This is a genomic window from Kitasatospora sp. NPDC001159, from assembly GCF_053598235.1.
On the sequence record NZ_JBSFJV010000009.1, the window covers coordinates 60,400 to 86,081 of the forward strand.

At 71.5% G+C, this 25,682-nt stretch carries 27 protein-coding genes; 10 read left to right on the plus strand and 17 right to left on the minus strand.

Translation table 11 applies throughout. The annotated features are described in order from the left end of the window. The 3 genes from ACWC9T_RS07325 to ACWC9T_RS07335 all read right to left on the minus strand — a co-directional run. A partial coding sequence (locus ACWC9T_RS07325) for a CHAP domain-containing protein (protein WP_449820084.1) occupies positions 1–684 on the minus strand: 684 nt, incomplete at its 3' end. 333 nt (positions 685–1,017) lie between these two features. Next, a complete protein-coding gene (locus ACWC9T_RS07330; protein WP_449820085.1) occupies positions 1,018–1,194 on the minus strand; it encodes a hypothetical protein in 177 nt (58 codons plus the stop codon). 177 nt (positions 1,195–1,371) lie between these two features. Next, positions 1,372–1,710 (minus strand): hypothetical protein, encoded by a 339-nt coding sequence (locus tag ACWC9T_RS07335; protein ID WP_449820086.1) that lies wholly within the window; start codon positions 1,708–1,710, stop codon positions 1,372–1,374. A 156-nt stretch (positions 1,711–1,866) separates the two neighbouring features. Here ACWC9T_RS07335 and ACWC9T_RS07340 point away from each other — a divergent pair, with 156 nt between their 5' ends. Beyond that, entirely contained in the window at positions 1,867–2,856 is a 990-nt protein-coding gene (locus ACWC9T_RS07340) for a LuxR C-terminal-related transcriptional regulator (RefSeq protein WP_449820087.1), read from the plus strand. 230 nt (positions 2,857–3,086) lie between these two features. Here the strand turns inward: ACWC9T_RS07340 and ACWC9T_RS07345 are convergent, their stop codons facing one another. Then, positions 3,087–3,239, minus strand: coding sequence for a thiamine biosynthesis protein ThiC (locus ACWC9T_RS07345; protein ID WP_449820088.1), 153 nt, complete (start codon positions 3,237–3,239; stop codon positions 3,087–3,089). Positions 3,240–3,463: 224 nt separating this feature from the next. Between ACWC9T_RS07345 and ACWC9T_RS07350 the strand changes: the two genes are divergently transcribed. Beyond that, positions 3,464–3,820 (plus strand): VOC family protein, encoded by a 357-nt coding sequence (locus ACWC9T_RS07350; protein WP_449820089.1) that lies wholly within the window; start codon positions 3,464–3,466, stop codon positions 3,818–3,820. Positions 3,821–3,836: 16 nt separating this feature from the next. After that, on the plus strand, positions 3,837–4,283 hold the full coding sequence (locus tag ACWC9T_RS07355; protein ID WP_449820090.1) for an SRPBCC family protein: 447 nt from the start codon (positions 3,837–3,839) through the stop codon (positions 4,281–4,283). Between the two features lie 59 nt (positions 4,284–4,342). On the opposite strand, the gene ACWC9T_RS07360 is transcribed toward ACWC9T_RS07355, so the two are convergent. The 6 genes from ACWC9T_RS07360 to ACWC9T_RS07385 all read right to left on the minus strand — a co-directional run bounded on the left by ACWC9T_RS07360 (position 4,343) and on the right by ACWC9T_RS07385 (position 8,886). After that, entirely contained in the window at positions 4,343–4,492 is a 150-nt protein-coding gene (locus ACWC9T_RS07360) for a hypothetical protein (protein WP_449820091.1), read from the minus strand. Between the two features lie 38 nt (positions 4,493–4,530). Then, positions 4,531–5,109, minus strand: coding sequence for a hypothetical protein (locus ACWC9T_RS07365; RefSeq protein ID WP_449820092.1), 579 nt, complete (start codon positions 5,107–5,109; stop codon positions 4,531–4,533). Positions 5,110–5,346: 237 nt separating this feature from the next. Further along, on the minus strand, positions 5,347–7,155 hold the full coding sequence (gene thiC, locus ACWC9T_RS07370; RefSeq protein ID WP_449820093.1) for a phosphomethylpyrimidine synthase ThiC: 1,809 nt from the start codon (positions 7,153–7,155) through the stop codon (positions 5,347–5,349). Positions 7,156–7,483: 328 nt separating this feature from the next. Further along, a complete protein-coding gene (locus ACWC9T_RS07375; protein ID WP_355668965.1) occupies positions 7,484–7,684 on the minus strand; it encodes a DUF5326 family protein in 201 nt (66 codons plus the stop codon). A gap of 191 nt (positions 7,685–7,875) precedes the next feature. Next, positions 7,876–8,544 carry a thiaminase II gene (gene tenA, locus ACWC9T_RS07380; protein WP_449820094.1) on the minus strand — a complete coding sequence of 223 codons (669 nt, stop codon included), beginning with the start codon at positions 8,542–8,544 and terminating at the stop codon, positions 7,876–7,878. Between the two features lie 24 nt (positions 8,545–8,568). After that, positions 8,569–8,886, minus strand: coding sequence for a cupin domain-containing protein (locus ACWC9T_RS07385; protein WP_449820140.1), 318 nt, complete (start codon positions 8,884–8,886; stop codon positions 8,569–8,571). A gap of 108 nt (positions 8,887–8,994) precedes the next feature. On the opposite strand from ACWC9T_RS07385, the gene ACWC9T_RS07390 reads away from it, so the two are divergent. Further along, positions 8,995–9,375: a phage holin family protein gene (locus tag ACWC9T_RS07390; protein WP_449820095.1), complete on the plus strand. Its 381-nt coding sequence runs from the start codon at positions 8,995–8,997 to the stop codon at positions 9,373–9,375. Positions 9,376–9,492: 117 nt separating this feature from the next. Here the strand turns inward: ACWC9T_RS07390 and ACWC9T_RS07395 are convergent, their stop codons facing one another. After that, positions 9,493–9,918: an SsgA family sporulation/cell division regulator gene (locus ACWC9T_RS07395; RefSeq protein WP_449820096.1), complete on the minus strand. Its 426-nt coding sequence runs from the start codon at positions 9,916–9,918 to the stop codon at positions 9,493–9,495. A 264-nt stretch (positions 9,919–10,182) separates the two neighbouring features. Here ACWC9T_RS07395 and ACWC9T_RS07400 point away from each other — a divergent pair, with 264 nt between their 5' ends. Further along, positions 10,183–10,722, plus strand: a complete 540-nt coding sequence (locus ACWC9T_RS07400; protein WP_449820097.1) for an NUDIX domain-containing protein — start codon at positions 10,183–10,185, stop codon at positions 10,720–10,722. Positions 10,723–10,725: 3 nt separating this feature from the next. On the opposite strand, the gene ACWC9T_RS07405 is transcribed toward ACWC9T_RS07400, so the two are convergent. The 4 genes from ACWC9T_RS07405 to pdhA all read right to left on the minus strand — a co-directional run bounded on the left by ACWC9T_RS07405 (position 10,726) and on the right by pdhA (position 16,195). After that, positions 10,726–12,426: a globin domain-containing protein gene (locus ACWC9T_RS07405; RefSeq protein WP_449820098.1), complete on the minus strand. Its 1,701-nt coding sequence runs from the start codon at positions 12,424–12,426 to the stop codon at positions 10,726–10,728. A gap of 261 nt (positions 12,427–12,687) precedes the next feature. Further along, complete coding sequence (locus ACWC9T_RS07410) at positions 12,688–14,007, minus strand: dihydrolipoamide acetyltransferase family protein (RefSeq protein WP_449820141.1); 1,320 nt, start codon at positions 14,005–14,007, stop codon at positions 12,688–12,690. Positions 14,008–14,012: 5 nt separating this feature from the next. Further along, complete coding sequence (locus ACWC9T_RS07415; RefSeq protein WP_449820142.1) at positions 14,013–14,975, minus strand: alpha-ketoacid dehydrogenase subunit beta; 963 nt, start codon at positions 14,973–14,975, stop codon at positions 14,013–14,015. An 80-nt stretch (positions 14,976–15,055) separates the two neighbouring features. After that, positions 15,056–16,195: a pyruvate dehydrogenase (acetyl-transferring) E1 component subunit alpha gene (pdhA, locus tag ACWC9T_RS07420; protein WP_449820099.1), complete on the minus strand. Its 1,140-nt coding sequence runs from the start codon at positions 16,193–16,195 to the stop codon at positions 15,056–15,058. 149 nt (positions 16,196–16,344) lie between these two features. On the opposite strand from pdhA, the gene ACWC9T_RS07425 reads away from it, so the two are divergent. Next, the gene (locus ACWC9T_RS07425; RefSeq protein WP_449820100.1) at positions 16,345–16,806 is read left to right on the plus strand and encodes an Lrp/AsnC family transcriptional regulator; all 462 of its coding nucleotides are present in this window, start codon (positions 16,345–16,347) and stop codon (positions 16,804–16,806) included. A 35-nt stretch (positions 16,807–16,841) separates the two neighbouring features. Here the strand turns inward: ACWC9T_RS07425 and ACWC9T_RS07430 are convergent, their stop codons facing one another. Then, on the minus strand, positions 16,842–17,426 hold the full coding sequence (locus ACWC9T_RS07430; RefSeq protein WP_449820101.1) for a TetR/AcrR family transcriptional regulator: 585 nt from the start codon (positions 17,424–17,426) through the stop codon (positions 16,842–16,844). Positions 17,427–17,595: 169 nt separating this feature from the next. On the opposite strand from ACWC9T_RS07430, the gene ACWC9T_RS07435 reads away from it, so the two are divergent. From ACWC9T_RS07435 to ACWC9T_RS07445, 3 genes are all read left to right on the plus strand, one after another. Continuing rightward, complete coding sequence (locus ACWC9T_RS07435; RefSeq protein ID WP_449820102.1) at positions 17,596–18,861, plus strand: hypothetical protein; 1,266 nt, start codon at positions 17,596–17,598, stop codon at positions 18,859–18,861. 149 nt (positions 18,862–19,010) lie between these two features. Beyond that, positions 19,011–20,711, plus strand: coding sequence for a phenylacetic acid degradation protein PaaN (gene paaN, locus ACWC9T_RS07440; RefSeq protein WP_449820103.1), 1,701 nt, complete (start codon positions 19,011–19,013; stop codon positions 20,709–20,711). 147 nt (positions 20,712–20,858) lie between these two features. Continuing rightward, positions 20,859–22,346 (plus strand): FAD-dependent monooxygenase, encoded by a 1,488-nt coding sequence (locus ACWC9T_RS07445; RefSeq protein ID WP_449820104.1) that lies wholly within the window; start codon positions 20,859–20,861, stop codon positions 22,344–22,346. Between the two features lie 59 nt (positions 22,347–22,405). Here the strand turns inward: ACWC9T_RS07445 and ACWC9T_RS07450 are convergent, their stop codons facing one another. Further along, positions 22,406–22,963 (minus strand): CGNR zinc finger domain-containing protein, encoded by a 558-nt coding sequence (locus tag ACWC9T_RS07450; RefSeq protein ID WP_449820105.1) that lies wholly within the window; start codon positions 22,961–22,963, stop codon positions 22,406–22,408. Positions 22,964–23,228: 265 nt separating this feature from the next. On the opposite strand from ACWC9T_RS07450, the gene ACWC9T_RS07455 reads away from it, so the two are divergent. Further along, positions 23,229–25,394 (plus strand): protease pro-enzyme activation domain-containing protein, encoded by a 2,166-nt coding sequence (locus ACWC9T_RS07455; protein WP_449820106.1) that lies wholly within the window; start codon positions 23,229–23,231, stop codon positions 25,392–25,394. Positions 25,395–25,682 lie beyond the last annotated feature (288 nt).

Sequence of the window (25,682 nt, forward strand, 5' to 3'; positions counted from 1 at the left end):
GACGTCGGCGCCGCCGTCCGCCAGCTGTGCGCCCTGCCACGTCCCGTTCGCGAAGCGGATGTTGTCGTACACGTGGTTAGGCGAGGCCGGAGCCGGGGCCGGGGTGCCGCCGCTGCCGGCGTCGTTGCCGCCGATCGGCGAGACGTAGCCGCTGATGCGCTGGCCGCCCCAGCTGTAGCCGATCGCGGAGCTGTGAGTGGACTGGCGGACGCTGGAGGTGGCGGACCAGTTGCCGGAGACGCCGTGCTCGTTGCCGCCGATGGTGGTGACGGTGCCGTCGCCGACGGCCGTCACGACGGCGACGTGGTCGGCGTAGTCGTAGCCGTTGTAGTTGAAGAGGATCGCGTCGCCGACGTGCGGAGTGCTGTGGAGACCGCCGTTGTAGCGGCCGAAGCTGCCGGCGCCCGGGGTGAGGCCGTTCACGTCGACACCGTTCTGGGCCCACACCCACTTGGCGAAGTCCGCGCACCAGGGCTCGGGACCCCCGGTGCAGCTGCTGTAGTACCCCGTCCCGCCCGCGCTGTTGGTCGAGCAGGCCTTGTCGCCGAGGTTGGCCTGCGCGGTGGCAGCGATAGAGCTGCCGACGCTGGCGGAAGCGGGCGAGGCTCCCAGGGAGAGGCTGAGCGGAAGGAAGGCGGCAGCGGCGGTCAGCGCCGCACCACGACGAAAGCTTGTCTTGGACATGACATGTCTCCAGAAGTCTCTGCGTAGGACGATCAGGTGATGGCGTACCGGCGGTGCACCGGCGAGAAGCTTTCGGTATGCGCGCTGCGCGCGCGGCTCGTTCGGAGGGCCCGGCCGCTGAACCCGCCGGCCCTCCGGTTCCCGCGCGGCCGGCGGCGCGCGAGGCGGCTGTACGGCGCGGCTCGGAGCTAGTCACGGGCCGGGCGAACCGGAGAGTGGAGGAGCTCGGCGGAAGCTGCCACATGTGCGGTGTGTGCTGGGCCGGCCAGGAGGGCCGGGCGGCTGCCCTGCAGGAGCAGCCGGTCGACGGAATGCTGTGGCCCTGGCGGGAGGTCAGCCCCAGATCATGTTGTCGGGCTGGGCCTGGACAGTGGTGGCCGGCTGAGCGGTGGCGGCCTGAACGGTGGTGGCCGGCTGAGCGGTGGCGGCCTGGGCGGCGACGGCGGGGACCAGGGCGGCGAGGGCGAGGGCGGCGACCGCGGCGGCCTTGGTGGTGACGGTGCGGAACATGGTGGTGTCCCCTTCGGATGCGACGGAGTGTGGGAATCCGGTGTGGGCGTCCCGCGGTGACGCTTTCTCCGGTTGCCGTTCGGGCGGTGTTCCCTTCCGGCGATCACTAGCTTCGCCGCCGGTCAGGGCGGGTGGAAGGGTTATCAGATGGACGGAAGCGTCCCTGGACCGTTCCGGTCAGGACCATTCCGACCAGGACCGACCTGGGGTGGACAGCAGACGCTCGTAGAACGGCACGACGAGCGGTGCGGCGGCCCCTGCCGCCTTCCAGCCCGTGAGCTGGGGTACGGCTGCCAGGACACGCCGGCAGAACGCGGCGGTCCGGCCCTCCGCCTCGGCGAGGGAGTCGGCGACGAGGTAGACACCAAGCACCGGGCCTGGGACCGCGTCCGGGTGGACGACGATGTGTTCGACCCGGTCCTCGGGCCGGACGGCGGCCAGCAGGAGCTCGCGGGCGTCGAGGGGCAGCGAGCGGCCAGGCGAAACGGGCCGCAACGCGGCATGAACGAGGTACATGGAGCGATCGTGCCGAAGCGGGCAATCCGCGTGTAGAGGGCGAACGTGGACGGTTCAGGTGGTGACCGGAACCGTCCACACGACCCCGTGGCCGGGCTCCTCCCGATGTGAAAAGATCGCGCACGGTTCGAACATCGGTTCATCACGGGGGTGGGAATGCTGGCGGCACTGGGGCTGGACAGTAGCTCGGAGGCGGTCTACCGGGCGATGCTCGCCCACCCGCAGGACGGCGTCGCAGCCCTCGGGACACGGCTCTCGCTGACCGACCAACAGGTCAGGCAGGCCCTGGACACCCTCAGCGAGCTGGCCCTGATCCGCCCGTCCGCCGACCGCGAGGGCGCGCTGCGGGCCGTCTCCCCCGAGATCGGGATGGAGCTCCTGATGGCTCGCCAGCAGGCCGAACTCGCCGCCCAGCAGATGCGCGTCGAGGCCTCCCGGGCAGCGGCCGCCCAGCTCATCGCCGACTACGCCGACCTTCGGCCCGCTGTCCATCACCCCGGCGTCGAGCAACTCGTGGGCCTCGACCAGATCCGGGACCGGCTCGCCACGCTCACCCGCGAGGTGCGCGACGAGGTCATGACCTTCGCGCCCGACGGCGCGCAGAAGCCCGAGAACATCGAGGCTGCCAAGCCCCTCGACCTCGACCTGCTGGAACGCGGCATCCGCATGCGAACCGTCTACCTGGACAGCGTTCGCAACAGCCCGCACACCGTCGAGTACGTCAACTGGCTCGCCTCCCACGGTGGCCGGGTCCGCACCGTTCCCGCGCTGCCGACCCGGATGATCGTGGTCGACCGGACCACCGCCGTCATCCCCACCCGCAGCGACGACAGCGCCGCCGGCGCCGTCGTCCTCACCGGGCACGGCACACTGACGGCGCTGTGCGCCCTGTTTGAGACCGTCTGGGCCGGTGCCCAACCGCTCGGCACCGCAGCCCAGCTCGACGAACACGGGCTCACCGCCCAAGAGCAGACCACCCTCAACCTGCTCGCCGACGGCCACACCGACGACGCCATCGCCAAACGCCTCGGCGTATCACCCCGTACCGCCCGCCGCATCGCCACCGACCTCATGGAACGCCTCAACGCCCGCAGCCGCTTCCAGGCCGGAGCGCTGGCTGCCAAAGCGGGCTGGCTCGGATCCTGAACCAGGGACACACCGACAACCCGCAGGCCATCCCACGACCAGCAACAACCGCGGGCGCGCGCTGAGCCCGCGGCCACGCCAGCGCGGCGACAGCGCTCGGCCGTCACACATATTGCCCCGGGCAGTCCGGCGCGCCAGACGATCGGCAGGACCTCAGGAGTTCCCCGGGCAACCGACGCCGGAGCGCTGCCCTAGGAAGTCCCCGGAGCAGCACCCGCGTTGGTGCGATGTCAGTCGGCGAGCGGCAGGTAGACCCGGCTGCCCTGGGCCTTGAACTCCTCGGACATGGCCTGCATGCCGGCCTCGGCGTCGGCGTCGAACTCGCTGGAGACGGCAGTCGAACCGTCGCCGTGCTCGTCGCGGATCTTCTGGGAGATCTTCATCGACGACAACTTCAGTCTGAAGGCAGCATATTCAGCCCCCTCGGCTCATGACGTACGCGCGCCGGGGCAAGCAGTCGGCGCAACGCGGTGGGGGTGTATCCCACGTGCTCACGGATGGTGCGGGTGAGCGGCAACCCACCACTGCCACGGTGAACTCGGGCCGGGCGGCGAGGGTGGTGGCAGACAGCATGCTCTGCACCTGATGACACGAAGGGAGCCATCACATGGCCGTCCACGCGGAGATCACCGCGATCACCATCGACAGTACCGATCCCCGGGCACTCGCCGAGTTCTACCGGAAGGTCACCGGGTGGGACATCGCGCAGGCCGACGACGACTTCGCCTACCTGGGCAAGGGACCGATCCAGCTGGCCTTCCAGCGGGTCGCCGGATATCAGGGACCGAGTTGGCCCGACACTGCCAAGCACGCCCACCTCGACTTCAAGGTCGCCGACCTGGAGGTCGCGGTCAAGGAACTCCTCTCAGCGGGAGCAACCAAGCCCGAATTTCAGCCCGGCGAAGGCGAGTGGACCGTTCTCGCCGACCCCGAGGGCCACCTGTTCTGCATCGCTTCGGCCTGACTAGGAGTCGATCACCATGGCCTCGATCCACAAGGAACTCGTCATCGACGCCCGCCCCGAAGCGGTGTGGGCGATACTCAGCGACTACGGCGCGGTGCACGAGCGGCTGGCGCCCGGGTTCGTCACCGACACCCGCCTGAGCTCGGACACCCGCACTGTCACCTTCGCCGACGGCACGATCGTCCTCGAACGGCTCGTTGACCTCGACCACGAGGCGATGCGGGTCGCCTACACGATCATCGGCGGCAGCCTCCACCCGTCCCACCACCACGCGTCCATGCAGGCCCTTCCGGAGGCCGGCGGCCGGATGAGATTCGTGTGGCACACCGACGTCCTGCCCGACGCTCTGGCCGCACCGATCGCCGAGTTCGTCGAGTACGGTTCGGCGGTGATCCGCCGAACGCTGGAGGCCGCCTCATCGGCCCGACCCGGGTCGGCACCTGCCTCGGCCTCGGCTCGATGACATGACGGCTGAGCGCCGCCCCGGGATCAAAACGCCCTCGGGACGGCGCTCAGCGCATGTCAGTCGGCGAGCGGGAGATAGACCCGGTTGCCCTGGGCCTTGAACTCCTCGGACTTCATCTTCATGCCTTCGAGCGCTTCGGCGTCAACGTCGCTGGTCACGACCGCCTTGTCGCCGTACAGCTCTGTGATGCTTTTGCTGATCTTCATCGACGACAACTTCAGCCCGAAACCAGCACTTGGCAAGCTCAGTACCAACGCGTGAACGCAGCAACGCCGAGGCCAGCCTTCGCTGCGTGCTGCAGCACGCGGAGTGGGCCGTCCAGTAGGTCTCCGGCCGCGAACTCAGGGTCGTCGCCCATGCCGGTCATCCACTCGGCGATCCGATCGAGGACGCTGGCGCGCCGCTCGCCATCGAGCCGCAGAGCCCGCTCGGCGTCCGGAAGTGCAGCGCGCACGCCGTCGGCGGTCAGCAGGAAGTCACCGCACCAGCCAGGCAGGAGTGCGGCCGAGTCAGCTCCGAGCGCGTAGAAGAGAGCGGCCACCGGACTGGCCTTGCGCGCCACCACCGTGCACGTCCCATCGGAACCGCTGCCGGCCATCAGAGCCAGGCTCGCGTCCCGCATCGCCTCCGTCGTGGCGGTCTCCGGATTGGCTCCATGGACGAAGTCCGCGAACCGAATGCCTTCCGCGGTCGGCAGGAGGACTGCGGGGCCCCGCGCATCGGGCGCGAGGAGGGGCTCACCGTCGCAGTCCCGGCGCCACCAGGCGAGAGTCTCCGCGTAGCCGTCGGGCTTGCGGAAGTCATCGGCCGTGACGAGGTGCACGAACCTCCCCGGCAGCGCCGCTGCCTCCTGATCGGGCACAGCGCCAACAACCCATACGCCAGTCGAGCCCACCGTCACGTTCTCCCTGCTGCCCCCGATGGACAGTATCGGGTCAGGCCGATCAGCCCACCCGCGAGGACCGAGAACACCAGTCCGACCACCGTTCCAGCCGAAGGCGTGGCGCTGCCTCGGGACAACCATCCGGCTCCCCGGGGCAGCGTCACGTGCGGCCGAGCGTCAGTCTGCCATCGGGAGGTAGACCTTGTTGCCGTGGGCCTTGAACTCCTCGGACATGGCCTTCATGCCCTCAACGGCCGCCTCGTCGTACTCCGGCGGGGCCTCACCGGCGCCGAACTTCTCATTGATGGTTTTGCTGATCTTCATCGAGCAGAACTTCGGGCCGCACATCGAGCAGAAGTGGGCCGTCTTGGCGGGTTCGGCGGGGAGGGTCTCGTCGTGGAAGTCGCGAGCGGTCTCCGGGTCGAGGGCCAGGTTGAACTGGTCCTCCCAGCGGAACTCGAAGCGGGCGTCGGAGAGGGCGTCGTCCCAGGCCTGGGCGCCGGGGTGGCCCTTGGCGAGGTCGGCGGCGTGGGCGGCGATCTTGTAGGTGATCACGCCGGTCTTGACGTCGTCCCGGTTGGGCAGGCCCAGGTGCTCCTTGGGCGTGACGTAGCAGAGCATCGCGGTGCCCCACCAGGCGATCATCGCGGCGCCGATGCCCGAGGTGATGTGGTCGTAGCCGGGGGCGACGTCGGTGGTGAGGGGGCCGAGGGTGTAGAACGGCGCCTCGTCGCAGATCTCCTTCTGGAGATCCATGTTCTCCTTGATCTTGTTCATCGGGACGTGGCCCGGGCCCTCGATCATCACCTGGACGTCGCGCTCGCGGGCGATCCGGCCCAGCTCGCCGAGGGTCTGCAGCTCAGCGAACTGCGCCTCGTCGTTGGCGTCCGCGATCGAGCCGGGGCGCAGGCCGTCACCGAGCGAGAAGGTGACGTCGTAGGAGGCCAGGATGTCGCAGAGTTCCTCGAAGTTGGTGTAGAGGAAGTTCTCCTTGTGGTGCGCCAGGCACCACGCGGCCATGATCGAGCCGCCGCGCGAGACGATGCCGGTCTTGCGGCGCGCGGTGAGCGGGACGTACCGCAGCAGCACGCCGGCGTGGACGGTCATGTAGTCGACGCCCTGCTCGCACTGCTCGATGATGGTGTCCCGGTAGACCTCCCAGCTCAGGTCCTCGGCCTTGCCGTCGACCTTCTCCAGGGCCTGGTAGAGCGGCACGGTGCCGATCGGCACAGGGGAGTTGCGCAGGATCCACTCGCGGGTGGTGTGGATGTTGCGGCCGGTGGAGAGGTCCATGACGGTGTCGGCACCCCAGCGGGTGGCCCAGGTCATCTTCTCCACCTCCTCCTCGATCGAGGAGGTGACGGCGGAGTTGCCGATGTTGGCGTTGATCTTCACCAGGAAGTTGGTGCCGATGATGGCCGGCTCCACCTCGGGGTGGTTCACGTTGACCGGGATGACGGCACGGCCGCGGGCCACCTCGTCGCGCACGAACTCGGGCTCCAGGCCCTCGCGCAGCGCCACGAACTCCATCTCCGGCGTCACCACACCCCGCTTGGCGTAGGCGAGTTGGGTGACGGCGACGCCACCGCGACCGCGCAGCGGGCGGCGCGGGCGGCCGGGGAAGACCGCATCCAGGTTGCGCAGGTTTCCGCCGCGCGGCGAGGTGTGCTTGATCCCGTCGTCCTCGGGGCGCGCCTCGCGGCCGTCGTACTCCTCGACGTCGCCGCGCTGGCGGATCCAGGAGTCGCGCAGGGCGGGCAGACCGCGCCGCACGTCGGGCTCGTACGACGGGTCGGTGTACGGGCCGGAGGTGTCGTACAGCGGCACGGTCCTGCCGTTGGTGAGCTGCACCTCGCGGTACGGCACCCGCAGGTCCGGGCGGGACCCGTCCCGGTAGGCCTTGCGCCAGGCCGGGGTGGGGTAGCCGGTGCGCTCGCTGCTGGGGGCGCCCTGGGCAGACTGCGGCTGTGCTTCGAACGTGGTCATCTGACCTCTACTCCCTACGCCGGCATTACCCGGTCCAGGTTCCTGCGGTCGACGCAGCCGTCGGTCCGTCCGTCGACGTCCCGGTCAGCGCCCTCTCAGCCCGGTGCTCCGAGCTCCCGCGTCGCAGGCGGTGTTGCCTGCACATGACGCCCAACACGGTAGCGAGCCGATCGCCGCAGGTCCAGACGGCCCCCGAACGGAAATCCGGCCCCGCGGCCGGCGTGGCCCGGCGGCGGGGGGAAAAGGCCGAGGCCCGGCCCCCGCGGACGGGGTGCCGGGCCTCCGAAGGTGCTCCGCCGTGCTCCCCGGACGGGGCGGCGGCGCGGGTTCAGTGCTTCGCGGCCTTCTTCACCAGGATCACCACGGCGGCCGCGATGCCCACCACGACCAGCAGCTTGATCAGGATGCTCAGCAGGGCGCCCACCACGCCGAAGACGAAGGCGATGATGTTCCAGGCCAGCACCAGGACCAGCACCGGGATGACGATGTTGCGCACCCAGGAGGGCAGCGACTTCCAGAGCTCAGCCATGTCGGTTCCTCTTCTCCCCTCGGGCCGGCTGCCGTCCGGTGCCGCATCCCGCTTGCTTTCGATGCTTCGATCGTACGGTGGCCGCAGCGCCGGAACGAGGCCCAACGGCCCGGAGAGAACCCCTAGATCACCCCGACCCCGACCCCCGGGACAACCCCCGAGAGGTCGGGGTCGGGCACCCCGGACGGGGCTCAGACCGGCCAGCGCTCGCCGCGCCAGGCGGCGTCCCAGAACATCCACTCGTAGCGCGACGTGGTGACGAAGTGCTCCACCACCTTGCGGCGTTCGACGGGGGAGAGCTCCTCGCCGATCCGGTCGGTGAGCGCCAGCACCCGCCGCACCACGGACTGGAACGCCTCGTCGCCGTAGGTGGCGATCCACTTGGCGTACAGCGGGTCGGGGGAGCCCTGGGCGAGCAGCGCCCCGCCGACCCGGGCGTAGATCCAGTAGCAGGGCAGCACCGCGCCGAGCGCCTCCGCGAAGGACCCGCCGTAGACGGTGGCCAGCAGGTAGCTGGTGTAGGCCCGGGTGGTGGGCAGCACCGGTTCGGCGGCGGCCTCCTCGGCGGTGCCGCCGAAGGCGGTGAGGAACTCGGCGTGCATGCCCTGCTCGGCGGCCAGCGCGCCGACCGCGTCGTCGGCGAAGGCCCGGACGTCCTCCTCGCCGGGCGCCCTGGCGGCGCAGACGGCGAGAGCGCGGGCGTAGTCGCGCAGGTAGTGCGAGTCCTGGACGACGAAGTGGCGGAAGGCCCCGCGCGGCAGGGTGCCGTCGGTGAGGCCGCCGATGAAGGGGTGGGCGAGGATCCCGGCGTAGATCGGCTCGATCGACGCCCAGAGCTCGTCGGTGAGACTACGGGTCATACGAACGACCCTAGCCGCCCGGCGTCAGCCTTCCGGCGGGGAGAGCACCACCAGTACCCGCAGCTCCTCGGTGATGTGGTGGAACGCGTGCGGGGTGCCGGCCGGGACGTACACCACGGTGCCGCGTGCGACGGTCGCGGTCTCGGCGCCGACGGTCAACTCGGCGCGGCCGCTGATCACCTGGTAGATCTCGTCCTGGTCGTGCGCGGTCTGCGGGTCGGTGTCGCCGGGGGAGAGCGCGTACAGCCCGGCGGACATCCGCGGTTCGCGCAGGAACCGCAGGTACGCGCCGTCGTTGGCCGCCCGCTCGGCGTCCAGTTCGTCCAGCCGGAACAGCTTCACCGCTGACGTCCTCCCTCGTCCGTACACCGCGTGGACCAGCTGCATTCAACACCAACTCCTCGGGCGGGACCTTCCCCCCGGGCTGGGCGCCTGCCAGGCTTGGGCGGCATGAAGGGTTTCGTCATCAAAACACTGATCAACGCGGCGGCCATCTGGGTCGCCGCCTGGATCGTCAGCGGCATCCAGCTCGGTGAGGGCAAGGCCGACTGGCAGCACAAGGCCCTGACGGTGCTCGCCGTCGCCGTGGTCTTCGGTGTCATCAACTGGCTGATCAAGCCGGTGGTGAAGCTGTTCTCGCTTCCGCTGTTCGTCCTCACGCTCGGCCTGATCACCTTCGTGATCAACGCCCTGATGCTGATGCTGACCTCCTGGGCGTCCACCAAGCTGTCGTTGGACTTCCACGTGGTCAACTTCGGCTCCGCACTGGTCGGTTCGCTGATCATCAGCCTGGTCGCGTGGGGCCTGCACCTGGCCCTGGACGACGACTGACCGGGGCCGTGCGCGGACGCGAAAGGGGCCCGTGCCCGGGTGCTGCACCCGGTACGGGCCCCTTCGTCTCCCCTTCTTCCGGTTCCTCCGGTCCTCGGGCGGCAGCCCGTGGGCCGCTCACCCCGCGTTCTCACACCCTCTGAGGATGTCCGCGAGCTGGGCCTCCAGCTCCCGCCCGATGAGCTCCTGCCCCATCGGGACCAGCCGGTCGGTGCGCGCCAGGAAGGCCATCAGCGGCGCCGCCGAGGCGTGCAGCACAGCCTCCCCGCCCGGGGAGTGCAGCGCGATGCGGACCTCGGCGAGTTCCCCACCGACCGGGTGGATGTGCACGTCACCCTCGCCGGACGGTTTGCCGAGGCCGTCGAGCAGCAGCTCGCGTGCGAAGACCCAGGTGACCGGCGCGTCGCCGGGCGGGTGGAAGGTGAACCGGACCGCGTACGGATCGCCGGGCTCGTACGCCAGGTCCGCCACGATGCTGAAGGACAGCTCGTGCGAGACCACGAGGTTCATCACCAGGTGGCCCTGGACTGTGCTGTGCTGCATGGCGCCAGTACCTGCTTTCGACGGTTTTGTGCGAGCAATCCACGTGATCGATGGCGCGCCCAGCCCCGGAGCCGGAGTCCCTCGCACAGGTCCGTGTCCGGTTCATGCCCAGAATGGACACATGGAGGGAAAGCTCCGATTCACCCGATTGCTGACCATTGGAGCGCGGTGGAACCCCGAACGGACACACCCGACCGGGTCGGCGTTTCGACCCCCTCCCGGTGCGGGAGACTCCCGCACAACGCTCCAGCCCCGGAGGTCGCCATGGGCCCCGACAACCGAACCCCGCCACGCCCGGTCGTCAAGCGCACGGCCCGGGCGATCCTGCTGGAGCTGGACCCGGACGATCCGCACGGCCCGGCCTCGATCGTGCTGATCCGGCGGGTCCGGCCAGGGGCGCCACATCCGTACTGGATCACCCCCGGCGGCGGGGTCGAACGCGAGGACCGCACGGTGGTCGAGGCGCTGCACCGCGAGGTGGACGAGGAGCTCGGCGGCAAGGTCGTGGACGTGGTGCCCGCCTTCGTCGACACCATCAGCCACACGCACCACGACGACGGCACCCTGCTGCACCCGCACGGGGTCAAGGTGCAGCACTTCTTCGCCTGCCGGCTGGCCTCGATGGACCTCAGCCGGCGGCACGGGCCCGAGGTGTCGGACCCGAACGGCGAGTACGAGGTGGTCCGACTGCCGTTCACCCGCGAGGGCGTGACCTCGGTGAACGTCGTCCCGCCCAAGCTGCGGGCGTACCTGGCGGCCAACATCGAGGGCATCCGCGCGCTCCTCGCTCCCGACCTCGGCTGACCTTCAGCCCGCCGCCAGGTCGCCCACCAGGTCGTGCCGGATCCGGTCGGCCGGCGCGCCCGCGCGCAGCAGCGCCTCGACGCCGCGGCGGACCATCGCCGGCGGGCCGCTGAGCACCGCGTCCCGGCCGGCCCAGGGGCCGAACCGGCCTACCACCTCCGGCAGTTCACCGGTCAGCATGCCCTCGACCGGACCGGTACCGGACAGCACCGGCCGCACGGTCAGCCAGGGGTGGCGCGCGGCCAGCTCGCGCAGCCCGTCCAGCTCGTACAACTCGGCGGCGCGGCGGGCCCCGTAGAACACCTCGACGCTGCGACCGGGCAGGCCGTACTCGGCCGCCTCCTCGACCAGGGCGCGGACCGGCGCGATGCCGGTGCCGCCGCCGAGGCAGAGCAGGTCGGTGCCGGCGGCGTGGTCGACGGTCATCGCACCGGACGCCGGGCCCAACCGCAGCACGTCCCCGGGGGCGGCCCGGTGCACCAGCGCGTTGCTCACCCAGCCCGCCTGAACGGCCTTGACGTGGAAGGTCAGCAGCCCGTCCGGGCGGGGCGCGGCGGCGAAGGAGTAGTGCCGCCAGACCCGCGGCCACCAGGGCGTCTCCAGGCTGCAGTACTGGCCGGCTCGGAACGGGTAGGCCTGGTCGGGGCGGACGGTGATCACCGCGACGTCCCGGGTGCGGCGCTCGTGCCGGACCACCTCGCCCTGCCACCAGGGCGGCGAGGTGCGGGCGGCCTCCTCGGCGGCCTCGATCATGACGGTGGAGATCAGCCGGTAGGCCCGGCGCCAGGCCAGCTCGGTCTCGGCGCCCCAGCGGTTGCCCGCGTACTTGGCCAGCGCCTGCACCAGGCACTCCCCCACCGGGGCGTAGTGGCCGGTCAGGGTGCCGTAGCGGCGGTGGCCGCGGCCGAGCGCGCTCAGCCGGACGCGCAGCGCCACCGGGTCCTCGGCGCCACGGGCGGCGGACAGCAGGGCGCGGAACAGCCGGTCACGCTGGACGTCCATGGCGGCCGGGAAGAGCGAGCGGACCTCGGGGTGGTGCAGGAAGAGCAGCGCGTAGAAGTGTGCGGTGGCCCGGTCGGCGACCGGCTCGACCAGGGCGAGGCTGGCCCGGATCAGCTCGATGTCCCTTGCGGTCAGCGGGAGTTCGGCTGCGGCACTGATCTGCACGGCGCTGATCTGCACGGCGGCGGGCAGCTCGGCACCGAACTGCGCTGCGCTGCGCTGCACGGCGGCGGGCAGCTCGGCCGGGAGGTGTCGGGCGGGCGGCTGGGCGGCCCAGGCTTCGCTCCAACTGTCGCCGGATCCTGCCCAGTTGAGGCTGGGAGCGTCGGCGAAGAGAGGCTGGAAGGCGGGGGCGGTGCCGGTGGTCGAGGGCGGCTCGGGGTAGCTCGGTGCGGGGACGGCCGGAGGCTGGGCCGGCGGGTCAGGGATCACCAGGGGGCCGGGCACGGGGCTGACGACGGGCGCGGGGCCCGGCCGGGAGGCGTCGTCCAGCACCGGCGGCAGGACGGCCGTCGGCGCGTCCGCCGCCACCAGCGGCGGGAGGTCCGGCGGGTCCAGCGGCATCGGCGGTCGGACGGGCTGCGCCTCGACCGGGGCCTCCGCCACCACCGGTCCGGGCGACAGCTCGGACAGGCCCGGGACGGAGGCGGCCCCCGCCGAGCCGTGCCCGGTGCGGATCAGGAGTGTTCTGCGGGACTTCACCGCTACGTTTCGAGTACCCAAGAGAATCGTTTCGCCTCCGGCCGGCCTGCGCCACCACCTGGCTTGTCTCTGCTGACGCCTAGGCAGCGTGGCACGCCCGAACTGCTCATCCGACAAATCACGCGAAGCCCGGACACCCGGCCCCGGGACGCGCTACTCTCGCTCGATCTGCGGTCGCCCTGAGTGCCGAGCAGCACACCCAGGGCGACCACGCCCTGCTCAGACCGGCCTGCCCACGGCCGCCCACTCACAGTTGCCCGCTCACAGCTGCCGCAGCAGCATCCCCGGCCGCTCGACGCAGTCCGCGACGAAGCGCAGGAAACCGCCCGCCGTCCCCCCGTCGCAGACCCGATGGTCGAAGGTGAACGACAGTTGCGTCACCTCGCGGACCGCCAACTCCCCGCCGAACACCCAGGGTTTGGCCACGATCCGGCCGACCCCGAGCATCGCCGCCTCGGGGTGGTTGAGAATCGGGGTGGAGCCGTCCACACCGAACACCCCGTAGTTGTTCAACGTGAAGGTGCTGCCGGTCAGTTCGGCCGGGGTCAGCGAGCCCTTGCGCGCCGAATCGGTCAACCGTCCCAGCTCTTCCCCGAGTTGCTCGGTGCTGCGGATGTGCGCGTCGCGCACCACCGGCACCACCAGGCCGCGTTCGCCCTGCGCGGCGAAGCCCAGGTGCACCGCCGAGTGCCGGATGATGCCAGAACCGTCCTCCGTCACACTGGAGTTGAGCTCGGGGAAGCGCGCCAGCGCTACCGTGCAGATCCGGGCCAGCAGCGCCAGCACGCTCACCTTCGGCCCCGGGGTGGCGTTCAACTGCCGTCTCAGTGCCATCAGTTCGGTGGCGTCGACGTCCACCCAGCAGGTCGCGGCGGGGATCTCCCGGTGGCTGCGGCTGAGCTTCTCGGCCACCGCCTTGCGCAGCCCGCGCAGCGGGACGACACCCTCCTGAACCGCGGCCGCGGCAGCGGGTACGGCAGGCGCCGGAGCGGCCACCTTGGCCGCGACCGCCCGTTCGACATCCGCGCGCATGATCAGCCCGTCCGGGCCGCTCCCGGTGAGCGCGGCCAGATCGACCCCCTGCTCCCGGGCCAGCCGCCGCACCAGCGGCGAGATCACCGACACCACGACCGGAGCGGCGAGAGCGGCCGGAGCGGCGGGCGCCGTCGGGGCAGCAGGAACGATCGGAGCGGCCGCAGCCGAAGCCACCCCCACCCGACGCCGCCGCCCGCCCTTGCTCTCGACGACCCCGTACCCCACCAACGGCCGCTCGACCTCAGCGGCGTGAGCAGCGGCGGGAGCGGCGGCCGGAGCCTCGGGAACAGCCCCCTCCGCGGTCGCCACCGCGACCGTCACCAGCGGAGCGCCCACGGCGATCTCCTCGCCGACCTCGCCGTACCGCGCGGTGACCACCCCGCCGTACGGGCAGGGCACCTCCACCACGGCCTTGGCCGTCTCCACCTCCACCACCGGCTGGTCGACGGCGATCACCTCGCCGACCTCGACCATCCAGCGCACCACCTCGGCCCCGGTGAGTCCCTCACCGAGGTCGGGCAGCCGGAACTCCCGTACGACGGGCATCATCCTCAGTCCTCCCACTGCAGCCGGGCGACCGCGTCCAGGATCCGGTCCACCCCGGGGAGGTGGTGGTGCTCCAGCATCGGCGGCGGGTACGGGATGTCGAAGCCGGTGACCCGCAGCACGGGCGCGGCCAGGTGGTGGAAGCAGCGCTCGGTGACCCGTGCGGCGATCTCCGCGCCGGTGCCGCCGAAGCCGCTCGCCTCGTGCACCACCACGGCCCGGCCGATCGAGCGCACCACCCGGGTGACCGTCTCGTCGTCGAAGGGCACCAGGGTGCGCAGGTCCAGCACCGCGAGGTCCCAGCCCTCGGCCTTCGCCGCCTCGGCCGCCTCCAGGCAGACCGGCAGCGAGGGGCCGTAGGTGACCAGCACGGCGGAGGTGCCGGTGCGTCGCAGCACGGCCCGGCCGATCGGCTCGACCGGCGCGGTCGGGTCGAACTCGGCCTTGCCCCAGTAGAGCCGCTTGGGCTCCAGGAAGACCACCGGGTCGTCGGAGGCGATCGAGGCGCGCAGCAGCCCGTAGGCGTCCGCCACCGTCCCCGGGGTGACCACGTGCAGGCCCGGGGTGCTGGTGTAGTACGCCTCGGAGGCGTCGCTGTGGTGCTCGACGCCGCCGATGCCGCCGCCGTACGGGATGCGCACGGTGATCGGCAGCGGCAGCTTGCCCGCCGTGCGGTTGCGCATCTTGGCGACGTGCGAGAACAGCTGTTCCAGCGCCGGGTAGGCGAAGGCATCGAACTGCATCTCGACCACCGGGCGCAGCCCGTACATCGCCATGCCGATCGCGGTGCCGAGGATGCCGGCCTCGGCCAGCGGGGTGTCCAGGCAGCGCTCGGGACCGAACTCGGTGGTCAGCCCGTCGGTGATCCGGAAGACGCCGCCGAGCTGGCCGACGTCCTCGCCGAGCACGTGCACCGTCGGGTCCTCGCGCATGGCGTCCCGCAGCGCGGAGTTGAGCGCCTGGGCCATGCTGGCCGTGCGCGCGGGAACACTGGAGGTGTGCCGCGAAGCGGCTCCGCCAAGGGTGGGGGTGGGTGACGCCTGGGACATTACTGCTGCACCTCGGCCTCGGCGGCCAGCTCGGCGGACAACTGGGCGGCCTGCTCCCGCAGTTGCGGGGTCGGCTCGGCGTAGACGTGGGCGAACAGCGCCATCGGGTCGAGCTCCGGGTCGGCGTGGAACTCGGCCCGCATCCGGGCCGCCAGCGCCTCCGCCTCGTCCGCCGCCTCCTGCACCAACCGGTCGTCCAGCACGTCGAGTTCGCGCAGCGCGCGCTCCATCAGCAGGATCGGGTCGTGCTCCCGCCAGGCGTCCACCTCGGGCTCGGTGCGGTAGCGGGTGGCGTCGTCGGCGTTGGTGTGGGCCTCGATCCGGTAGGTCAGCGCCTCGATCAGGGTAGGGCCCTCGCCGCCGCGGGCCCGCTCGACCGCCTCGGTGAGCACGGAGTGCAGCGCGGGCGCGTCGTTGCCGTCCACCAGCCGGCCCGGCATGCCGTAGCCGACGGCCTTGTGGGCCAGGCTGGGCGCGGCGGACTGCGCGCTGAGCGGGACGGAGATGGCGTAGCCGTTGTTCTGCACCAGGAAGACCACCGGGGCCCGGAGCACGGCCGCGAAGTTCAGCGCCTCGTGGAAGTCGCCCTCGCTGGTGCCGCCGTCGCCGAGCATGGCCATCGCGACCACCGGCTCGCCGCGCAGCCGGGCGGCGTGCGCCAGTCCGACCGCGTGCGGGGCCTGGGTGCCGAGCGGGGTGCAGAGCGGGGCGGTGCGGCTGGCGCGCGGGTCGTAGCCGGTGTGGGCGTTGCCGCGCAGCAGGGTCAGCGCCTCCAGCGGGTCGACGCCCCGGGAGACCACGGCGAGGGTGTCGCGGTAGCTGGGGAAGAGCCAGTCGCGTTCGCCGAGCACCAGCGCGGCGGCGACCTGGCAGGCCTCCTGGCCGGTGGAGGCGGGGTAGACGGCGAGTCGGCCCTGCTTGGTGAGGGTGGTGGCCTGCTGGTTGTAGCGGCGGCCGACCACCAGGCGGCGGTAGAGCTCGCGCAGCAGCGCCGGGTCGTACTTCTCCAGCGCGGGGGTGCCGAGCACCCGGACGGGGGAGACGTCCGGGAGAAGGGGGGCCGGATCGGTGCGGGGGGCGGTGGCCCCGGGCAGCCAGCCGGGCACCGCCGTGTGGTGTCTGTGGTCGAGAACGGTCATCTCGGGGCACCTCCATGGGTGGCGGGGGCTCCCTACCGATTGTTCGGTCGTCTGTTCATCTTGACCAGAAGCGTGACAAGGTGGTGGACATTCGGCCTGTACAGCGGTCGACTGGTGGCAGTGCGTCCAATCGGTGAGGGTGGGGGGTCATGTCGGCTGAACAGATGTCCAGACTCGACCGGGTCGACCGGTCGATCCTGCGGCTGCTGCAGCAGGACGGTCGCGCCTCGATCCGCTCGGTGGCCGAGCGGGTCCACGTGTCCCGGGCCAATGCGTACGCCCGGATCTCCAGGATGGTCGAGGACGGCGTCATTCGCGGCTTCACCGCCAGGGTCGACCACGAACGGGCCGGTCAGGGCGCGTCCGCGTACGTCACCCTGAAGATCGTCCAGAATTCCTGGCGCACCGTGCGCGAGCAGCTGCTGGAGCTGCCCGGGGTCGCCCACATCGCGCTGGTCGGCGGGGACTTCGACGTCCTGCTGCTGGTGCACACCGCGGACAACCACGCCCTGCGGGAGCTGGTGCTCAACCGGATCCAGTCCATCCCGCAGGTGCTTGGCACGCGAACCATGCTGGTGTTCGAGGAGACCGACCAGGTCCCCCCGGATTAGGGAATCAGCGGATCAAGGAACCGCGGATCACGGAGTCAGCTCGCCCGCAGCCCGTCGAAGGCCAGGTGCACCACCGCGTCCGCGACCCCGTCGGCGGCCTTCAGCCCCGGCCGGTACCACTCCACGATCGAGTTGATCATCCCGAACAGCAGCCGGGTGGCCAGCCGGGGCTCCACGTCCGCGCGCAGCGAGCCGTCCGCGACGGCCGCCCGCAGCAGCTCGGCGACCTGGTGGTCGAAGTCCCGCCGGCGCTCCAGCGCCCACTGCTCGGTGGCCGTGTTGCCACGCACCCGCAGCAGCAGCGTCACGTACGGCAGCTCCTCCAGCAGCACCTCGGCGGTGCGCCGCACCACGTGCTCCAGCCGCTCCACCGCCGGGCCCTCGACCGCGGCCGGCTCGGCCAGGATCGCGAACAGCCCGTCCAGCGCCCGCCCGACGGCCAGCCGCAGCAGCTCCTCCTTGCCGCGGACGTGGTGGTAGATGGAGGACTTGGAGATCCCGGCCGCCCGGGACAGGTCCTCCATCGAGGTGCCGTCGTAGCCGCGCTCGTTGAACACGTCGACGGTCACCGCGAGCAGTGACTCGACGGTGTAGGCGGTGCGCGTGGTGTGATCGGCCATCCTCCGAGTATCCCCGGCCGCCCCGGGCCGCACGCGGTCGGGTCGGCCGGTCCGTACCGGGCCGCCCGGTCCGTGCCGGGCCCGGCGTCGCCATGCGGGCGGGAGTTCGCGAACCGCCTAGAATTCGGCGGACGATCGTCCACGTCCAGCAGGCTGGGGTCCACCGCTGATGAACGCAATACCGGCAGTCTCCCCCGACGTGCCCGAACAGCGCAGCGAGAAGCCCGAAGGCGTCCCGAGCACCTGGCAGGACCGCGGCCGCGCGCTGGTGGTCCGGTTCGGCCCGGCCGTGTGGTGCTACGCGGTGCTGAAGCTGATCGGCTTCACCGTGTTCATGAAGCTGCTCTCCTTCGCCGGCGACTACGCCAAGAAACCGGCCCGGTTCGGCGGCGGCGCCAACACCTGGGACGTGCTGGCCAGCTGGGACGGCTGGTGGTACCAGCAGGTCGCGCAGTTCGGCTACCACCCGGCGCTGATCCCGGTCCCGGGCGGACAGCCCGGCTTCACCATCGAGCAGAACTCCGCCGCCTTCTTCCCGCTCTACCCCGGCCTGATGCGGTTGACCTCGGACGTCACCGGGCTCGGCCTGTACGGCGCCGGGATGCTGGTCTCGGTGGTGGCCTCACTGTTCGCCGCCGCCGGGATCTACGCGGTGGTGGAGAAGATGTCCGGCCCCCGGGCGGGCGTGATCGCGGCCGGGATCTGGGCGATCGCCCCGGGCTCGGGCGCCGAGTGGGCGATCTACTCGGACTCCCTGTTCGTCGCGCTGGCCGCCTGGGCCTGCTACTTCACGATGACCAAGCGGTGGGTCGCGGCCGGGGCGATCACCCTGATCGCCGGGCTCAACCGGCCGACCTCGGCGGCGCTGATCGGCGCGGTCGGCCTGGCCGCGCTGGTGGAGCTGTACCGGCGGGAGAGCGGCGTGCTGCGCCCGCTGGCGGCGATGGTGCTGGCCCCGGTCGGCCTGCTCGGATACGTGGCCTGGGTGGGCTGGCGGACCGGCGAGTGGGGCGGCTACTTCCGGCTGCAGCACGACGCCTGGCTGCACTACTTCGACTGGGGCCAGGGCACCTGGCACTCGATCCGCGGGGTGCTGCTGGGCCGCAACGACTACCCCTTCGCCTTCCCGGTGCCGGACCTGCTGGCCACCCTGATCGTGTTCAGCCTGCCGGTGCTGATCGTGCTGCTGGTCCGGCTGCGCCCGCCGCTGGTGCTGACCGCCTACACGCTGGCCACGATCGTGTCGGTGCTCGGGAGCCTGGGCATCTTCGGCAACGTCTCGCGCTACCTGCTGCCGGCGTTCCCGCTGTTCATCGCGCTCGCGGTGGGGATGCGCAAGCTCAGCTGGCCGGTGCTGGCCGCGGTGCTGGGCACCGGCGCGGTCGCCTCGGGCTGGTACGCCGGGTACGTGATCTTTGAACTGGGCGTGCCGTAACCCCGGGCTTCGAAACCCCACGGGGGCGCGTCCGCCTTGGACGCGCCCCCGTGTCTTTTGCCGCAATCCGATCCCCGCATCCCCTTGAGCCGACCGATCGTTCGGTTACTCTGTGACGTGTCCCGTCCTCCCCTCTGAGGAGCGCACAGATGTCCGCAGCGGTCACCCACCCCCTCGTCAGCGAGCTGGTCGAGCGCCACCAGGCCACCCTGGACGCCGCGCTCGCCGCCGCCGCGAAGCGCGACTACTGGTCCCCGTACCCCGAGTTCCCGAAGGCCTACGGCGAGAGCGGCCCGGCCGACGGCAAGGCAGCCTTCGACGCCCTGCTCGGCAAGCCGTTCACCCTCGACGGCCACCCCACCGACGGCGACCAGGTCGGCGGCGAGGCCTCCCCGTACGGCATCGAGCTGGGCATCACCTACCCGCACGCCGACCCGGACGCGCTGATCGCCGCGATGAGCACCGCCCGGCCCGGCTGGGCCGCCGCCTCCCCGCTGGAGCGCGCCGCCGTCTGCCTGGAGATCCTGCACCGGATCAACGCCCGCTCCCACGAGTTCGCCCAGGCCGTCATGCACACCACCGGCCAGGCCTACGGCATGGCCTTCCAGGCCGGCGGCCCGCACGCCCAGGACCGCGGCCTGGAGGCCGTCGCCTACGCGTACGCCGAGCAGACCCGGCTGCCCCAGCAGGCCGGCTGGACCAAGCCGCAGGGCAAGCGCGAGCCGCTGGTGATGACCAAGGAGTTCACCGTCGTCCCGCGCGGCCTCGCGCTGCTGATCGGCTGCAACACCTTCCCCACCTGGAACGGATACCCGGGCCTGTTCGCCTCGCTGGCCACCGGCAACCCGGTGCTGGTCAAGCCGCACCCGCGGGCCGTGCTGCCACTCGCGCTGACCGTCGCGATCGCCCGCGAGGTGCTCGCCGAGGCCGGCTTCGACCCCAACCTGGTCTGCCTGGCCGCCGAGCACGAGGGCGGCACCGTCGCCCAGATCCTCGCCGTGCGGCCCGAGATCAAGATGATCGACTACACCGGCTCGACCACCTTCGGCGACTGGCTGGAGGAGCACGCCAAGCAGGCGCAGGTCTACACCGAGAAGGCCGGCGTCAACGCGGTGGTGATCGACTCCACCGACGACTACAAGGGCATGCTCGGCAACCTGGCCTTCGCGCTCTCGCTCTACAGCGGCCAGATGTGCACCACCCCGCAGAACCTGCTGATCCCGCGCGGCGGCATCAGCACCGACCAGGGCGACAAGTCCTTCGACCAGGTGGTCGCCGACCTCGCCGCCGCCATCGAGGGCCTGCTCTCCGACGACGCGCGCGCCGCCGCCATCCTCGGCGCCATGGTCAACCCGGGCGTGCTGCAGCGCTCGGCCGCCGCGGCCGGCGGCGAGTACGGCGAACTCGCCCTCGCCCCGCGCGCCGTGACCTCGCCCGACTTCCCCGGCGCGGCCGTGCGCACCCCGGCGCTGGTCAAGCTCAACGCCGACAAGCCGGACGACCGCTCAGTGTTCCGCAGCGAGTGCTTCGGCCCGGTCTCCTTCGCCGTCGCCGTCGAGTCCACCCCCGCCGCCGTGGAGCTGCTGCGCACCACCGTCCGGGAGAAGGGCGCGATGACGGCCTCCGGCTACACCACCTCGCCCGAGGTGGAGGCCCTGCTGGTCGAGGCGGCGCTGGACTCCGGCGTCTCGCTCTCGCTCAACCTCACCGGCGGCGTCTACCCCAACCAGACCGCCGCCTTCTCCGACCTGCACGGCACCGGCGCCAACCCGGCCGCCAACTCGGCCTACTGCGACGGCGCCTTCGTCGCCAACCGGTTCCGCACGGTGGAGATCCGCCGGCACAGCTGAGGCGCCCGCCGCGCGTCCCGGTCCCCCGGTGGTCATCGGCCGCCGGGGGACCGGCGGTTCACAGCTCCCGTGCGGCCCGCGATGATGGAGGCTGGGAGAACGCCTGGAACGGCGTCCAACCGCCCTCCGAACAACGGGAGCTGATACATGGCCGTGAAGCCGACGACCGAAACCGACGTCATCATCGTCGGCGCCGGACCGACCGGACTGCTGCTGGCCGGCGACCTCGCCGCCGCCGGAGTCGGCGTCACCGTCCTGGAGAAGCGCACCGCCGAGTCCAACCTCACCCGGGCCTTCGCCGTGCACGCCCGCAGCCTGGAGCTGCTGGACGCCCGGGGCCTGGCCGACGAACTCATCGCCACCGGCCGCCCGCTCGGCTCGCTGAGGATGTTCAACCGCGCCGTGATCGACCTCAGCGGGCTGCCCACCCGGTTCCCGTTCGTGCTGATCACCCCGCAGTACAACGTCGAACGGCTGCTCCAGGAGCGTGCCGGGAAGGCCGGCGCCGTGATCGTGCGCGGCGCCGAGGTCACCGGCCTGCGCCAGGACGCCGAGGGCGTCACCCTGGAGACCCGCGACGGGCAGACCCACCGCGCCCGGTACGCGGTCGGCACCGACGGCGCCCGCTCCGCCGTCCGCGACCTGCTCGGCATCCCCTTCCCCGGCGAGGCCGTGGTCGACTCCGTGCTGCTCGCCGACGTCCGGCTGGAGCGCGAGCCCGCCGACGCGATCGCCGTCGGCGCCAACAAGAGCGGCTTCTCCTTCATCGTCCCGTTCGGCGACGGCTGGTACCGGGTCATCGCCTGGGACCGCAACGAGCACCAGGCCAACGGCACCACCCCCACACCCGAGCAGCTCACCGCGATCGTGCTGGCCACCCAGGGCGAGGACTACGGCCTGCACGACGTGCGGTGGAGCTCCACCTTCCACAGCGACGAGCGCCAGGCCCCCAACTACCGCTCCGGCCGCGTCTTCCTGGCCGGCGACGCCGCCCACTGCCACTCCCCGGCCGGCGGCCAGGGCATGAACACCGGCCTCCAGGACGCCGCCAACCTCTCCTGGAAGCTCGCCGCCACCCTCCGGGGCCGGGCCACCGACGCGCTGCTGGACACGTACCAGACCGAGCGGCACCCGGTCGGCAGGACGGTGCTGCGCACCTCCGGCGCGCTGATCCGGATCGCGCTCGCCGAGTCCACCCCCACCCGCGCCCTTCGCGGCGCAATCACCGCGCTCGGCAGCCATCTCGACCTGCTCAGCGAGCGCGGGGCCCGGATGGTCGCCGGCATCGAGATCTCGTACCAGGCCCCCAAGGGCGCCCACCCGCAGGTCGGCAAGCGCGTCCCGGACCTGCGGCTGACCGCGCTGAGCAAGCCCGAGGAGGGCGCCCCGGCCGGCCCCGAGCGGCTCTACGAGGCGCTGCGTGCCGGGCGGTTCGTGCTGGTCAGCAATGACGAACTGACCGCCGCCGAGCCCTGGGCGGACCGGATGGTCTCCGCCGCCCCGGCCGACCCGCACGGCAAGCTGGCCGACACCGTCCTGCTGATCCGCCCGGACGGCTACGTCGCCTGGGCCGCCGTCGACCCCGGCCAGGGCGAGCTCGCCGAGGCCCTGACCAGCTGGCTGGGCGCCGCCTGACAAGCAGTCGGCGGGTGCGGCACCTCACCGCACCCGCCGACCATTTGTTCGGTCGTCCGTTAACCCCGCGCCTTCACGTAGTGCCGCGCCGCCTTCGCCCGGTTCCCGCAGACGGCCATCCGGCACCAGCGCCGGCGGCCGTTCTGCGAGGCGTCGAAGAAATGCAGAATGCACGCCTCGTGTGCGCACTGCTTCACCCGGTGCGCCCCCTGCCCGAGCAGGGTGAGGAAGTCGTCCACGGCCAGCCAGGGCGCCAGCCATTCCGGCCGGTCGGCCTCCACCAGGTCCGCGGCCCCGCCCGCTCCGGCCGTCCGCCGGATGCGCCCGTGCGCCAGCACCGCGTCCAACCCGTCGCGCGACCGTACGCTCAACTCGCCTCGCTCACGGGCCTCCTGGGCGGCCAGTCCGATCGCCTCACGAGCCTCCCGGATCGCCGTCAGCCCGGCCTCGTCGGCCGTGCAGCGCCCGCTCAACCCGTTGGAGGAGAGCCAGATCCGGTACTCCTCGACGCCAGTGAGCAGATCGTTGACGGGCGTTCCGGCCCAGCGCGTGTTGAGCAGGTCGAGCGCGAGCGGCTCGCCGGTCAGCGGTCGGGGGTCCCTCGGGTCTGCCGTCACGTCAGTCGTCCCTCTCCCTCGGCTCCGCCCGATTCTACGTCCGCGCCCCGCACCGTGAATTGGTATGGACCAGTGCTGGAATTCCGGCCATTCACTGTATGGAATCACCGGCCTTCCGGGGCTCCACAGTTGACTGTTTTTTAGCAACGAATTGCTTGGACATGGGACATCTCGCGCATCTGTTCTGACATGTTCGAGCCAGCGTTCTCACCCCGGAACGCCTGGCCCCTTGCCGGCCCCCCACAGCCGGCCCGAGGAGGATCTGTTGCGCCCCCGCACCCTCGCACTCGCTGCGGCGATAGCCGTCCTGCCGCTGACCGCCGTCTCGCTCGGCGTCTCCACCGCGCAGGCCGCCCCCACCCCGCACGCCACCCCGCGCGTCGCCCTGCCGAACACCGTGAACCCGGCGGTGGCCCACTCGGAGAAGAAGGGTGACGTCCCGGCCGAGCAGCAGATCTCGGTGGCCGTCAGCCTCAAGCTGCGCAACGCCGACGCCCTGGACCGCTTCCTCACCGCGGTCGCCACGCCCGGCGCACCCGAGTTCGGCAAGTACCTGACGCCGGAGCAGTTCACCGCGCAGTTCGGCCCGACCCAGCAGGACGTCGACCGGGTCAAGGCGTACCTGGCCGCGCAGGGCCTGACCGTCGGCGACGTGAGCGCCAACCGCCAGGTGGTCACCGCCCACGGCACCAACGCGCAGATCTCGCAGGCCTTCGGCACCCACGAGAGCTCCTACGTGGACCCGCAGCTGCAGCGGGCGTTCTTCGCCAACGACGCCGCCGCCTCGATCCCCGCCGACCTGGCCTCCGTGGTCCAGGGCGTGAGCGGCCTGGACAACCACGCGGTGCGCAAGACCCACCTCGCCAAGCCGAACGCGGTCACCCCGAGCGCAGCCTCCGCCACCCCGAGCGGCATGAGCCCGGCCCAGTACACCGGCGCCTACAACCTGAACAAGACCGGCGCCGACGGCACCGGCACGACGGTCGCCCTCTGGGAGTTCGACGGCTACAAGTCCTCGGACCTGACCACCTACGACTCGCAGTTCGGCCTGACCGGCCCGGCCGTCTCCACCGTCTCGGTGGACGGCGCCAACTACGACTCGGCGCCCGGCCAGGGCGAGGGCGAGGTCGAGCTGGACAGCGAGATCGTCCGCGGCGCGGCCCCCAAGGCCACCCAGCTGATCTACGAGGCGCCCAACAACGACCAGGGCGAGATCGACATGGCCAACAAGATCGTGGCCGACAACAAGGCCTCGGTCATCTCGATCTCCTGGGGCTCCTGCGAGCCGGACACCACCGCCGCCTCGATGACCGCGGTCGACAACGCCTTCAAGCAGGCCGCCGCCCAGGGCATCTCGATCTTCTCCGCCTCCGGCGACGACGGCTCGCGCGACTGCACCCGCTCCACCAGCGGCTCGACCGTCAAGGCCGTCGACTTCCCGGCGTCCAGCCCGCACCAGACCGGTGTCGGCGGCACCAACCTCAAGGTCACCAGCAGTAACACCTACTCCTCGGAGAGCGCTTGGAGCACCGCCGGCGGCGGCGTCTCCACCGTGTTCAGCAAGCCGAGCTGGCAGACCGGCACCGGCGTCAACGGAACCATGCGCACCGTGCCGGACGTCGCCTCCAACGCCGACCCGCAGAGCGGCTTCTCGATCTACACGGCCGGCGCCTGGCAGGTCTACGGCGGCACCAGCGCGGCCGCGCCGCTGTGGTCCGGCTACGCCGCCCAGTTCAACCAGAAGGCCAAGGCCGCCGGGCAGCCGGCCCTCGGCGAGGCGAGCCCGCGGCTGTACGCGGTCGCGAACAGCAGCAGCTACGGCAGCACCTTCCACGACGTGACCACCGGCGCCAACCAGGACTTCTCCGCCAAGGCCGGCTATGACCAGGTCACCGGCTGGGGCTCCCCGGTCGCCGACGCCCTGACCACCGCCCTGCTCGGCGGCGGCAGCACCACCCCGCCGCCCACCGGCGGCTGCACCGCCGCCCAGCTGATCGGCAACGGCGGCTTCGAGACCGGCACCGCCGCCCCGTGGACCACCTCCTCGGGCGTCGTCGACAACAGCAGCTCGCAGCCGGCCCACTCGGGCAGCTGGAAGGCCTGGCTGGACGGCTACGGCACCACCCACACCGACACCCTGTCGCAGACCGTCTCGGTCCCGACCGGCTGCGCCTCCGCGACCCTCACCTTCTGGCTGCACATCGACACCGCGGAGACCGGCAGCACCGCGTACGACACCCTGACCCTGCAGGGCAACAACACCACGCTGAAGACCTGGTCCAACGCGGACGCGGCCTCCGGCTACGTCCAGCAGACGGTGGACCTGACCTCCTTCGCCGGCCAGACCGTGACCATCAAGTTCACCGGCACCGAGGACGGCTCCAACCAGACCAGCTTCGTGGTCGACGACGTCGCGCTGAACGTCAAGTGATCACCGGCCGGTAGCTCCACAAGAGCAGCACCACCGAGACCCCCGCCGGGGCGGCGCCGAGAGGGCCCGCCCCGGCGGTGTCCGTTTCCGTCACGGTTGGCGCCTTCCCGCGTCCGACGTTCCGGCTGTGTTTCCGGACTGTTTCAAGATCGCTAACCATCCGGTTCACCTGTCGTGACCACTGTCATACGCGCGACTGATGACGTAGCCTCTCGACCGTGCATAGGGTTCCCCAAAGCTCGGTGAAGCCGCTGGCGGCGCGCCCCGGCGCCAGCCCGGTGCCACCGA

Bases quoted from the DNA above. Each gene is read 5' to 3' on its own strand.
- tenA (WP_449820094.1), bottom strand. From the start codon at position 8,544: ATGACCCGTAGTCTCACCGACGAGCTCTGGGCGTCGATCGAGCCGATC.
- ACWC9T_RS07335 (WP_449820086.1), bottom strand. From the start codon at position 1,710: ATGTACCTCGTTCATGCCGCGTTGCGGCCCGTTTCGCCTGGCCGCTCG.
- ACWC9T_RS07400 (WP_449820097.1), top strand. From the start codon at position 10,183: ATGGGCCCCGACAACCGAACCCCGCCACGCCCGGTCGTCAAGCGCACG.
- ACWC9T_RS07345 (WP_449820088.1), bottom strand. From the start codon at position 3,239: ATGAAGATCTCCCAGAAGATCCGCGACGAGCACGGCGACGGTTCGACT.
- ACWC9T_RS07340 (WP_449820087.1), top strand. From the start codon at position 1,867: ATGCTGGCGGCACTGGGGCTGGACAGTAGCTCGGAGGCGGTCTACCGG.
- ACWC9T_RS07430 (WP_449820101.1), bottom strand. From the start codon at position 17,426: ATGGCCGATCACACCACGCGCACCGCCTACACCGTCGAGTCACTGCTC.
- ACWC9T_RS07415 (WP_449820142.1), bottom strand. From the start codon at position 14,975: ATGGCCCAGGCGCTCAACTCCGCGCTGCGGGACGCCATGCGCGAGGAC.
- thiC (WP_449820093.1), bottom strand. From the start codon at position 7,155: ATGACCACGTTCGAAGCACAGCCGCAGTCTGCCCAGGGCGCCCCCAGC.
- ACWC9T_RS07360 (WP_449820091.1), bottom strand. From the start codon at position 4,492: ATGAAGATCAGCAAAAGCATCACAGAGCTGTACGGCGACAAGGCGGTC.
- ACWC9T_RS07395 (WP_449820096.1), bottom strand. From the start codon at position 9,918: ATGCAGCACAGCACAGTCCAGGGCCACCTGGTGATGAACCTCGTGGTC.
- ACWC9T_RS07425 (WP_449820100.1), top strand. From the start codon at position 16,345: ATGTCGGCTGAACAGATGTCCAGACTCGACCGGGTCGACCGGTCGATC.
- ACWC9T_RS07390 (WP_449820095.1), top strand. From the start codon at position 8,995: ATGAAGGGTTTCGTCATCAAAACACTGATCAACGCGGCGGCCATCTGG.
- ACWC9T_RS07375 (WP_355668965.1), bottom strand. From the start codon at position 7,684: ATGGCTGAGCTCTGGAAGTCGCTGCCCTCCTGGGTGCGCAACATCGTC.
- ACWC9T_RS07355 (WP_449820090.1), top strand. From the start codon at position 3,837: ATGGCCTCGATCCACAAGGAACTCGTCATCGACGCCCGCCCCGAAGCG.
- ACWC9T_RS07435 (WP_449820102.1), top strand. From the start codon at position 17,596: ATGAACGCAATACCGGCAGTCTCCCCCGACGTGCCCGAACAGCGCAGC.
- pdhA (WP_449820099.1), bottom strand. From the start codon at position 16,195: ATGACCGTTCTCGACCACAGACACCACACGGCGGTGCCCGGCTGGCTG.
- ACWC9T_RS07350 (WP_449820089.1), top strand. From the start codon at position 3,464: ATGGCCGTCCACGCGGAGATCACCGCGATCACCATCGACAGTACCGAT.
- ACWC9T_RS07330 (WP_449820085.1), bottom strand. From the start codon at position 1,194: ATGTTCCGCACCGTCACCACCAAGGCCGCCGCGGTCGCCGCCCTCGCC.
- ACWC9T_RS07410 (WP_449820141.1), bottom strand. From the start codon at position 14,007: ATGCCCGTCGTACGGGAGTTCCGGCTGCCCGACCTCGGTGAGGGACTC.
- ACWC9T_RS07445 (WP_449820104.1), top strand. From the start codon at position 20,859: ATGGCCGTGAAGCCGACGACCGAAACCGACGTCATCATCGTCGGCGCC.
- paaN (WP_449820103.1), top strand. From the start codon at position 19,011: ATGTCCGCAGCGGTCACCCACCCCCTCGTCAGCGAGCTGGTCGAGCGC.